The following is a 10,821-nucleotide window of genomic DNA, read 5'->3' on the forward strand; positions in this document are numbered from 1 at the left end:
ATTAAGAGTCAATAAAGCTTAGTGCTTTTACTTACTTTTAGTTAGTATTACTTACTTTATCCTTTAAGGGTTTTATTTAGTTTCAATCAAGCTTTCTTTTGTTGTATATAAGAAAGCTTTAGTGGGGTTATTGGTTTTTGTTTATTCTTTTAAAGTTTTAGTAGGTTATTTCTTTGAAAGCTTAAGTTTTGTTTGAATCTTTTGTTGGTTATTTATCATTCTTTTAAAGTTTATTGTAGGGTTAGGTTTAATAGAGTTTAAACCTTAAAAGGGTTTATCAAGGATAAGGGTTTAACTTCTTATAAAGTATTACTTACTTTATTTCTTAAGGATTGTTTAGTATTGTTAGGATTCTTTAGTAATATTTTAGTATTACTAAAGATTTGCAATCTTGTATGCTTTTTTAAACACTTTATAATCTTTGTCTCTTTTTGATTATTCTAAATGTTATTAACGCAAATTGTTTTCTCTTTAATATTTAATATAGAGAGTATAAGTTTAAGTATAAAAAGGGAGTTTCAATAAGGTTAATTAATAAAATTAAATAGCTTAAGAATCTTCCACAAATTCTTATTACTTCTTATACAGATATAGGGAATTTTTAAGGGCAAGGATAGAAAGGAATTATTGGTTTTAAGGTTTAAGTGTTAGATAAAAAGATTATTATAAAATCAATACAATAATAATACACAACGTATTCATAATGATTTTAGAGAATATAAAGCTAACTCTTTTGCTACAAAAGTTTCTTTAAATACTCATAAATTACAACAACTCTCTAAAGATTCTATGTGTTCTAACTCATAATATGGAAAATGAGGATATTTTTAGAAAAACTATCAATTCTTACCTTCAGTATTTTGCAAAATCTGTTATAATCTCTCTCCAAATTTCAAGGAGTGAAAAATGAAAAAACTTTCTTTAACGCTATTTTTAATGATATTACCCCTCTTTCTCTTAGGCTGTAAAAAAGAGGATAAACTAGTTGTAGCTACAGCAGCAAACTTTGCTCCTTTTGAATACAAAGAGGGCAAAGAGTTTAAAGGAATTGATATAGAAATTGCACAAGAAATTGCGAAACAATTAGGAAAAACTTTAGAAATCTTAGATATAGAATTTGATTCTGTGGTAAGTGCTATTAATAGTGGTAATGCAGATTTTGGAATGAGCGGATTAACGATTAATCCTACCCGCTCTAAAGTGATTGATTTTTCTATCCCTTATTATAATGCCGCACAAGTTGTAATTGTTAGGGAGGAAGATTATAATCCTGCATTAGAGGGAGATACACAAGCACTTATTGATTGGATTAGGGCAAAAAATGGGATTAAAATTGGGGTTCAGAGTGGGACAACGGGCGCCTTTTATGCAATGGGTGATGAAAGCTGGGGATTTGAAGGATTTAAAAACGCAGAGGTTAAAGGCTTTATTAATGGAGGTTTAGCAACTAATGCCCTCACAAATAAGCAAATTGATTTAGTTATTATTGATGAGGCACCCGCTAGAATATTTGCTGCAACAAATCCTAGCACAAGAATCATTAACACCTACCTAACAGAGGAAAAATATGGGGTTGGGGTCAATAAAAACAACCCTATCTTATTACAACAAATCAACGATATTTTAAAACAAATGCAAGAGAATGGCACAATGGAAAAAATCCTACAAAAATACTTCTAAGGTCTGCATTTGAGCGAAAAATTAGCAATTTTTTATCAAGAATTAATCCTAAAAGGCAGTTATCACCTTGTCCTTGAAGGAATTTTTGTTACGATTTTACTTTCAATTTGTGGATTATTTATCGGTATTATCATTGGCACACTCATTGCTATTTTAATCACTAAAAAAGAAAAAAACTCCTTGCAAAGATATATTACGATAATAGTTAAAATGTATGTAGGGTTTTTTCGCGGGACTCCTATTGTGGTACAACTCCTCTTTATTTACTTTGTTATTTTACCGCTTTTAGGATTAGCTGGAAGTAGTGCATTACTTGTAGCAGTTATTATTTTTGGTTTAAATAGTGGGGCTTATGTTAGTGAGATTATGCGTAGTGGAATTTTGAGTATTGATAGAGGACAAAATGAAGCTGCTAGGGCGTTAGGGTTAAACGCTAACCAAAGTATGCGTTTTGTCGTCTTCCCCCAAGCTTTTAAAAATGCTCTGCCAAACTTAGGCAATGAATTTGTTACACTTTTAAAAGAAACTTCTGTGGCTAATTACATTACCGTGCATGACTTAACCTATGCCTTTAGGGTTATTGGGAGTTCAAGTTATGAATATATGGTGCCTTACTTTTCTTTAGCGCTTTGTTATTTAGTGCTTGTTTTAATAGCTAGTTATTGTATTAGTCTTTATGAGAGAAAATTAAGAAAAAGTGAAAATTAGGGTCAATGGAAATTAAAGTAAATGATAGAAGTTAAAGAACTTATTAAAAAATATCAGCAAAAAATTGTGCTTAATAAGATTAATATAACTTTCCATAAAAGTGAAAAAGTAGTGATTATAGGACCTAGTGGGGGAGGAAAAAGCACTTTTTTGCGTTGCCTTAATCTACTAGAGATTCCAGATAGTGGGGAGATATGGCTTAATGATAAAAGAATCTCTAATTTAAGCCCTAATCTCTACCCAGAGCTTCAAAATATCTCTAAAAATGCCTTGAAATTAAAGATTAAAGAATATGACTTAAAAATGCGTCAGGACATTGATGAAGCAAGAAGCAAAATGGGGATGGTTTTTCAACATTTTAACCTCTTTAATAATCTCAATGTTTTAGATAATATCACCTTAGCACCCATACAGCTAAAAAAAGCAACCCCCCAAGAAGCCCAAGAAATCGCAAAGGCTCTCTTAGAAAAAATTGATTTATATGATAAAAGAAACGAATACCCCTCCTGCCTTAGTGGTGGGCAAAAACAACGAATCGCTATTGCTAGGGCTTTAGCGATGAAGCCTGAAGTTATGCTCTTTGACGAACCAACCAGTGCGTTAGATCCAGAAATGATAGGAGGAGTATTAGAACTAATGAAAGACTTAGCTAATGAGGAAATGAGTATGATTTGTGTAACACACGAAATGAGTTTTGCTAAAGAAGTTGCTACACGCGTATTGTTTATGGAAAATGGTAGTATTTTAGAAGACCAATCTCCCCATCTACTCTTTAATCACCCAAAAAATGAACGATTAAAATTTTTCTTAAGCCATATTAGGAGCTAATTTCAAAAACAAAATACTTAAATCCACTAATACCTACAATCTCTACGCTTAAAGATAATACCAATAACATAATCAACTTCCAGTTCTTTAAAAGGATAAAAAACTTTTTCCAACCAAAATAATGCAAAGTAAGTAATAAAAGCGCCATTCCGCTAATACTTCCGGCTAATGCTAATCCAAAGGCTTGAAAAAATTGCATTAAAACCAAAGAACAAAGCACACCTATCCCCAAAGAAAAAGCAGAAATTTTAGCCGCTAGAGATTGTTGATTTTGCGAATAAAGCCATAAAGAAAAGATTTTAGCTAATCCAAAAGGCAAAAGCCCAACCATATAAGCACTAAACACAGAAGCGGTCAGAAGTGTATCCTCACGCAAAAATTTCCCCCTTTCAAATAAAAGCCAAATAATCTCCCTTTGTAATAAAATACCTCCTACTACACAGATACTTAACAAAAAACATAAAAGCCAAAAAGGTTTTTTCAAAGCATTTAAGGCTACATCCTCTTTTTTATCTTTAAGGCATTTTGCGATAAAAGGAAAAAGTGCCACAGAAGTAGCAATAGCAAAAACTGCTAAAGGGAGTTGAAAGATTCTATTAGCATAATACAAATAAGAAATAGTGCCACTGCTTAAAAAGGAAGCCAACAAGGTATCCACAAAAGAAGCGATTTGTGCGGTAGAACTTCCAATCATAGCTGGAAAAAACTGCTTATAAAAAGATTTTACGCTTTTATAAATAAAATCCTTTTTGCACTTTAATTCTTTTACTCCTACACAAAATAGCTTAAAAAACTTCAACCTCCACAAAGGATAAAAATGCAATAAAATCTGCCCAACTCCACCAGCTAAAACCCCATAACTTAGGTATAAAACACTTGTATAAGAATCGGAATTTTGTGCTAAAAGTAATGCGATAATCATCGCTATATTTAACACTGCAGGGGAATACGCCCAAGCGGTAAAATTATGTTTATACTGCAAGATTGCCCCTAAAAAGGTTACGATAAAGATTAATAATAAATACCAAAAATTAATAACCACCAAAGGTGCGGTTAAAGCAATAAGCTCTTCAGAAAACCCATAAGCTAAAAGCTTTGTTATCTCCCAAGAAAACACCCACACCAACAACAAAAAAAACAAGAGCAAAAGGCAAAAATTCAAAAAAATTTTAAGAGCAAATCCCCCTTTATATCTAGCTTTTAAAAAACTCGGCAAAAAAGATTGATTAAAAGCCCCCTCACCAAAGATTCTACGAAATAAATTAGGGAATTTAAAAGCTACAAAAAAAATATCACTATAAATTCCCGCCCCAAGAATAGTAGCCATCAACAAATCGCGTATAAACCCTAATATTCTTGATATTAAAATTCCGCTACTATTGGTTAAAAAAGCTTTAAAAAACACCTTGCCTCTTTTAATTTTATACTTCTTATAGTAATTTTACATTACAATACTAAAAAATTATTTTTACATAAAAAGGTTTTAGAATATGTTAAACAAAAAACCAAGCTCGACATTTCAGCCTTACTATGTTAATGAATGTGAAAATATTAAATTAGCCATTAAACAAGTAGCCTCAAAATTTAATAAAGACCCTAATACTTTAGATTTTGATTTACAAAATATTATAACTTATAAAAAAACTTCTCAAGATCAACAATTAAAGCTTATTCCACAAAATGAAGTTAATCTTTTTTTAAATAATCGCAATAATCTTTTAGACTCAAATTTAACTATTACCCAACATTATTGCGTTACAATCAAAGAACAATCCAAAAAACAGAGGCAATTCCATTTTCAAGCCGATAAAATATTTTCAGAAATTTTTTTAATCTTTAGGGTAGGTTTTACTTATACCGATACCATCTTTGAATCCCTCTATGAAGAAATAAGGAAAATAAAAGTTTGGAATAAAATCCTCATTTTTAACGAATTTGCAGAAAAAAAAACCTTAAAAGAGTTTTTATCTAGCTTAGAATACCCCTTAAAACAAGAAGCAAAATATCTCTTAGTTCAGGGTACCAATCTTCTACCAACCCTAGAATCTAAACTTGAATTTAAAAAAGAAATAACAAAAAATTTTCAAACCATTAATAAAAATGAAATTATTTGTATTTATCATAAAGCCTTGCAAGGCAAACCCGGTAGAAATACTCGTGGAGAATATATTATCCCAAAAGTACCAAAAATATTACATCAAAATAGCCCTCTAAAATATGACAGTGCAAGTATCAAAGCTAAAGAATATCCCAATGCCATCTATTATCTATCAGCCATAGGAGGGATTTTAAAATATGATAAAGATTATTTGCAAATTCAAGATACTTTTGAAGTTAAAGAAGTAAGCCTTAAAACGACAGGTTCGCTCATAGGAGGAATTGATAGCGGCACTACTATTAATATTACAGAAGCAGATAACCTCAAAGAATCTTTAGGGCAAGGAATGAAAGTAGAAGCCTCTAAGGTCAATATTGCAGGAAATGTCGGTGCTCATGCAGAAATAAAGGTTAAAGAAGTAAATATAGGGGGTTTTACACACCAAAGCTCAAAAATTTACGCCCAAAATGCCACCATTAAAATACATAAAGGTTATGTATATGGAGAGATCATTAAAATACAAAATCTTGAAACAGGTATTATCGAGGGAAAAAGAGTAGAAGTAGAACAAATGTATGGGGGAAAAATTTATGCAGACGAGATTTTTATTCAAAAACTCCATACTAATGCTTTTTTATACGCAACAAAGAATATTAGAATTGCCACAATGTTAAAAGGAGAAAATAAATTTTTCATCGCTGCTAATTACAGCCCACAAGCTAAAGAATATTTTAATACACTTATAAAGACAAAGAATGACTCAATGCAACAAGTTATTATTTTAACTAAAGAACTAAAAGCAGAGATCTTACATATCCAAAAACTCAAGCCGACTGCAGATGAGACAAGAAAAACCCTAATGCTTTATAAAAACACCAAAACAACCCCTCCTAGTTATCTTCTTAAAGAATTTGAAGCCTATCATCAACTTGTTCTTGACCTCAAACACAAACAAGAAACAATCAACCAACTTAGCCAAACTTATAAACAATCACTAAAAGACTTAAACACTTTTGATAAGGCAACACAAAATGCAACAATTGAAATACAAAGCGGTTGGGTAGGATATAACGAAGTGCATTATCACTTCTATTCACCAAAGCTAGAATTAATGCTTATCCCAAAACCTAACCAACCCAAAAAAGTCTCTTACAATAAACAAACTAAACAACTAATTTTGCAGGAGTAACAATGATTATAGCATTAGAAGGTGAAATATTTTTAAAAGAACCAACAAAGATTGCCCTAAAATGTGCAGGAGTAGTTTATGAAGTTTTCATCTCCTTACAAACAAGCAATCAAATTTCCCAAAAAATAGGTGAAACACTAACCCTCTTAACAACGCATATCTTGCGTGAAGATGCTCAAATGCTCTTTGGTTTTTTAGAAAAAAATGAACAAAAGCTTTTTGATACCCTCATTAAAATCAATGGCATAGGACCAAAAGTAGCGATGGCAATCCTCTCAACTTATACCCCACAAACTTTTGCAAAAGTCGTTGAAAGCAACGATATTACATCTATGCAAAAAGTGCCAGGAATTGGACCAAAAAGTGCAGGTAGAATCTTAGTAGAACTCTCTGGTTGGTCTTTAGAGCTTAGCCATAATACACCACCAAAAGAAGATTCTAATCTCCATCAAGTTATCTTAGCCCTAGAATCCCTAGGCTATAAAAATGATATTATCCACAAGGCGACAAAAGATTTAGAACCTAATGAAGTAGGACAAATGGTAAAAGCTGCCTTAAAAAAAATACAAGGTTTATAAATGAGCAAAAAACTACATTTAATTTCGCTTGGTTGCACTAAAAATCTCGTTGATAGTGAGGTTATGCTAGGGAAATTAAAAGATTATGAAAATACCCAAAATTTAAGCGAAGCGGATTTAGTTATCATTAATACCTGTGGCTTCATTGAAGCGGCTAAAAAAGAAAGTATTGGAGAGATTTTAAACGCTCTAGCAAACAAAAAAGAAAATGCACTTTTAATCGCAAGTGGTTGCTTAAGCGAACGTTATGCTAAAGAGTTAAAAGAGGAGATTCCACAAATTGATATTATTACAGGCGTTGGGGATTATGACAAGATTGATAAACTCATACAAGAGAGAAAACAAAGTGGAAAAACTATTGTTTCTAACCAAAAAGGAACTTTTTTAATACAAAATAATATGCGTATTATTAGTAATTCTACAATCCACGCTTATATTAAACTCTCTGAAGGATGCAACCAAAAATGCTGCTTTTGTGCTATCCCCTCCTTTAAAGGAAAGCTTCATTCAAGAACACTTGATTCAACCCTTAAAGAAGTGAAAAATCTCGCCTTAAAAGGTTTTAGAGACTTTACTTTTATCTCCCAAGATTCAAGCTCATACCTAAGAGATTTTGGCATTAAAGATGGATTAGTGGATTTAATTGAAGGAATTGAAAATCTAGTTTATGAAGGAATCCCTATTAAAAGTGCAAGGATTTTATATCTCTACCCCGCAACAACTTCTGCAAAACTTATTCAAAAAATCATTCAATCCCCTATTTTTCATAATTATTTTGATATGCCCTTGCAACATAGCTCTAAAAAAGTTTTACAACAAATGGGACGCAATGGGGAATTTAAAAATCTTTTAAAATTAATGCAAAAAGCTCCCGATAGCTTTATCCGCACAAGCTTTATCATAGGGCATCCCGGAGAGGAAGAAGAAGACTTCAAAGAACTTTGCGATTTTGTAGAATCTTTTCACTTTGATAGGATAAATTTCTTTAGCTTTTCTTGTGAAGAAGGGACAAAAAGTGCGATGATGGAACAAATCCCACAAAAAATTAAAAATATAAGACTAAAACAAATCCATACTCTTTTTCAAAAGCAATACCAACAAAGCCTAAAAAATTTAGTAGGCAAAGAAATTACTGCCATATTAGAGGGCATTAGTGAGGAAAGTGAATACCTCTATAAAGCAAGGGATATACGATTTGCTCCAGAAATTGATGGAGAGATTTTAATTAATGATAAAACCTTTGAAGAATCTTTAGAATTTGGATTTTATCGCATAAAAATAACAGAAATTGTAGGGGATACTCTTATAGGTTGTGTTATTGGAAAAGCCTAAATTAGAGTTTCTAGAAATTTTAAGAGGAGGGAAAAATCTCTTAGCTTTCTCAAGTGGAGCCGATTCTACCGCACTTTATTTTTTGTTAAAATCTTATGGTATTAACTTTGATATAGCCATTGTAGATTATGGCACGAGGTGTCAATCCATCTTAGAAATACAAAGAGCAAAAACACTCTGTTTTTGGGATAATAAACAATGCCATATTTTAAAATCTCCAAAAATAGAAAAGAACTTCGAGCATAATGCAAGAATTATCCGCTATGAATTTTTTCAAAGCCTAGCTTTAAAAGAAACTTATACTAATATTGTCTTAGCGCACCAACTTGATGATAAGTTCGAATGGTTTTTAATGCAGTTTTGTAAAGGAACAAATATCAATGCTATGCTGATACAGCCTCACATCACCCAAAGAATCAAAGACTATGAATATAATATTCTCCGCCCTATGCTAGGTATTAGCAAACAAGAAATTTTAAACTATCTAAGAGAGCAAAAAATCTTTTATTTTGAAGATTTTAGCAACTCTAATACGCATTTTAAACGCAATTATTTTCGCTACCATTTTACCCATAAGATTTTAGAAGAGTTTAAAAAGGGAATTGCTTTTAGCTTTAAGCTTTTAGAGGAATCTAAATTAACATTAGCACTTGATGATTTAGGAGGATATTATTGTTTTACTTCTACACCAAAAGACTTATATGCGATTGATTTAGCTTATAAAAAATTAGGGTATATCCTCTCAAAAAAGCAAAAATTCCAAATCCAAAAATACTTAAACCAGCAAGAATATTCCTTAGTATTTGGGGACAAAATTGCTTTAGAAAAAAGAAATAATAAAATTTATATATTTCCCTATCTCTTAAATGTTAGGATAAATAAACAAGAAAGGGAGATTTATAGAAAAATGAATCTCCCTAAAAAATTCCGCCAATTTTACCATTACCAACAATCCTTAAAAAAGCTCCCAACATAAGGTCTTTAAGATAATTAAAGAACCAAAGATAAACTTTTTATTAACTTTTCATAATAATTACAATCTTTTAAGATTGAATAATTATAATTTCATTTATCTAAGTAATCTAATTTATACAAAACGGGGGGATTTATGTTTAAAAATCTAAAAATTGGCACAAAAGTTACTATCATTGTTTCATTAGCTTTTATTCTTTGTTTGGGGTCTTTGTCTATTATTATCTCTATTGCTGCTTCTAATATTCAATTAAAAAGTAGCAAAGATTTACTAGAAATAGTTTCTCAAGATGCCGCTAAAAGTTCTCTCATAATTTTTAATGAAGTTTATACAGCACTTGCAAATTCTCACGGAAGAATCCAAATGCTTATCCAAAATTCTTCTATATAACAAATTACAATCTTTAGCAGAAAGCGTCGTAAATGTCCTAGATAATAATAATTGGGGAACTTATAGTTATATTTATATAAAAGATGCAAATTTCATTGGGGATACAATACCCTCTGCATATAAATTAAACAATGGTGGATTTATGTTAATAGCTAAAGATAATGACGTTCAAAATCCAGGTAGTGTAGTAATGATAGCACCAGATGAAGTAATTACAGATTTGAGAAGCGTTCAGCAAACATTAAAAACCGGAAAAATATCTATGGGTAATCCAAGCATACAAAGTGTTGGGGGAGAACAACCTCATTTGGGAATTGCCATTAACTTTCCTTTAAAAGATCGACAAAATATCACGCAAGGTGTTGTTGGAATATTTATTGATTTAGAGAACCTATCGAAAAAACTCAATAGCAATGAATATTCATTTTTTAATGATGACTATAGAATCCTACTTTCAGAAGATTTAATAATCTCTTCACATCCCAACAAAGATCTTCTTGTAAAAAATTTCTCTAGTGCTATCAATCAAAAAAATGATAACACCTTAATAGATGCTATTAAAAATCGCCAAAATGGGGTATTTTCTTTTATAGACTACGAAGGGCAAGAAAATTTAGTTGCGGTAACGAATTTTGAAATTGGTTATAGAACGGGTATTTTTTGGAATATTCTAGCTTTAGCCCCCATAGATTCCATTTATGCCAATGTTTATAAATTAAATTATATTATCTTAGGTTGTAGTATTATTATTTTATTAATATTAACCTTGGTATTGTTCTTCTATATACACAGAAACATAACAACAAGAATTACTAATATCTCAAACCATCTTTATAAGTTTTTTAGAGCCTTGCAACATAAAGGCGAATATCCATCTAACTTAAAACCAAGATTTAACGACGAATTTGGTCAAATGGCAGTAGCTATTAATGAAAACATTCAAAAAACTCAAAAAGGCTTAGAACAAGATACAAAAGCTGTAGAACAATCTGTAGCCACTGCTAAAGAAATAGAAGCAGGAAATCTTACAGCAAGAATTACAGAA

10 protein-coding genes are annotated in these 10,821 nt (G+C 31.1%); 9 read left to right on the forward strand and 1 reads right to left on the reverse strand.

Annotation, left to right across the window (positions count from 1 at the left end; all coding sequences use genetic code 11):
• Positions 1-906: 906 nt before the first annotated feature.
• The 3 genes from LS72_RS09660 to LS72_RS09670 are packed head-to-tail and all read left to right on the forward strand — an operon-like array spanning position 907 to position 3,216.
• On the forward strand, positions 907-1,680 hold the full coding sequence (locus LS72_RS09660) for a transporter substrate-binding domain-containing protein (protein ID WP_138155301.1): 774 nt from the start codon (positions 907-909) through the stop codon (positions 1,678-1,680).
• A 9-nt stretch (positions 1,681-1,689) separates the two neighbouring features.
• Positions 1,690-2,388, forward strand: a complete 699-nt coding sequence (locus LS72_RS09665; protein WP_238700796.1) for an amino acid ABC transporter permease — start codon at positions 1,690-1,692, stop codon at positions 2,386-2,388.
• A 21-nt stretch (positions 2,389-2,409) separates the two neighbouring features.
• Positions 2,410-3,216, forward strand: coding sequence for an amino acid ABC transporter ATP-binding protein (locus tag LS72_RS09670; protein WP_034554750.1), 807 nt, complete (start codon positions 2,410-2,412; stop codon positions 3,214-3,216).
• Here the strand turns inward: LS72_RS09670 and murJ are convergent.
• Entirely contained in the window at positions 3,206-4,621 is a 1,416-nt protein-coding gene (murJ, locus tag LS72_RS09675) for a murein biosynthesis integral membrane protein MurJ (protein WP_034554748.1), read from the reverse strand. The two genes, LS72_RS09670 and murJ, sit on opposite strands and share 11 nt — an antisense overlap.
• Positions 4,622-4,706: 85 nt before the next feature.
• Here murJ and LS72_RS09680 point away from each other — a divergent pair, with 85 nt between their 5' ends.
• The 6 genes from LS72_RS09680 to LS72_RS09705 all read left to right on the forward strand — a co-directional run.
• Positions 4,707-6,503 (forward strand): FapA family protein, encoded by a 1,797-nt coding sequence (locus LS72_RS09680; protein WP_034554747.1) that lies wholly within the window; start codon positions 4,707-4,709, stop codon positions 6,501-6,503.
• Between the two features lie 2 nt (positions 6,504-6,505).
• Positions 6,506-7,081: a Holliday junction branch migration protein RuvA gene (ruvA, locus tag LS72_RS09685; protein ID WP_034554745.1), complete on the forward strand. Its 576-nt coding sequence runs from the start codon at positions 6,506-6,508 to the stop codon at positions 7,079-7,081.
• Positions 7,082-8,413: a 30S ribosomal protein S12 methylthiotransferase RimO gene (rimO, locus tag LS72_RS09690; RefSeq protein WP_138155302.1), complete on the forward strand. Its 1,332-nt coding sequence runs from the start codon at positions 7,082-7,084 to the stop codon at positions 8,411-8,413. It abuts the gene before it with no gap.
• A complete protein-coding gene (gene tilS / locus LS72_RS09695; RefSeq protein WP_034555234.1) occupies positions 8,400-9,389 on the forward strand; it encodes a tRNA lysidine(34) synthetase TilS in 990 nt (329 codons plus the stop codon). Before rimO ends, tilS begins: the two co-directional genes overlap by 14 nt.
• A gap of 132 nt (positions 9,390-9,521) precedes the next feature.
• Positions 9,522-9,776 carry a hypothetical protein gene (locus LS72_RS09700; RefSeq protein WP_034555231.1) on the forward strand — a complete coding sequence of 85 codons (255 nt, stop codon included), beginning with the start codon at positions 9,522-9,524 and terminating at the stop codon, positions 9,774-9,776.
• A gap of 142 nt (positions 9,777-9,918) precedes the next feature.
• Positions 9,919-10,821 (forward strand): HAMP domain-containing protein (locus LS72_RS09705; protein WP_194145598.1); only part of this gene is annotated, 903 nt, incomplete at its 3' end.

Origin of the sequence: Helicobacter apodemus (assembly GCF_000765745.2) — a bacterium.
GTDB lineage: Bacteria > Campylobacterota > Campylobacteria > Campylobacterales > Helicobacteraceae > Helicobacter_D > Helicobacter_D apodemus.

Excerpts from the sequence above, each read along its gene's own strand:
- LS72_RS09660 (WP_138155301.1), top strand. The coding sequence starts at position 907 with ATGAAAAAACTTTCTTTAACGCTATTTTTAATGATATTACCCCTCTTT.
- LS72_RS09670 (WP_034554750.1), top strand. The coding sequence starts at position 2,410 with ATGATAGAAGTTAAAGAACTTATTAAAAAATATCAGCAAAAAATTGTG.
- LS72_RS09680 (WP_034554747.1), top strand. The coding sequence starts at position 4,707 with ATGTTAAACAAAAAACCAAGCTCGACATTTCAGCCTTACTATGTTAAT.
- ruvA (WP_034554745.1), top strand. The coding sequence starts at position 6,506 with ATGATTATAGCATTAGAAGGTGAAATATTTTTAAAAGAACCAACAAAG.
- rimO (WP_138155302.1), top strand. The coding sequence starts at position 7,082 with ATGAGCAAAAAACTACATTTAATTTCGCTTGGTTGCACTAAAAATCTC.
- LS72_RS09700 (WP_034555231.1), top strand. The coding sequence starts at position 9,522 with ATGTTTAAAAATCTAAAAATTGGCACAAAAGTTACTATCATTGTTTCA.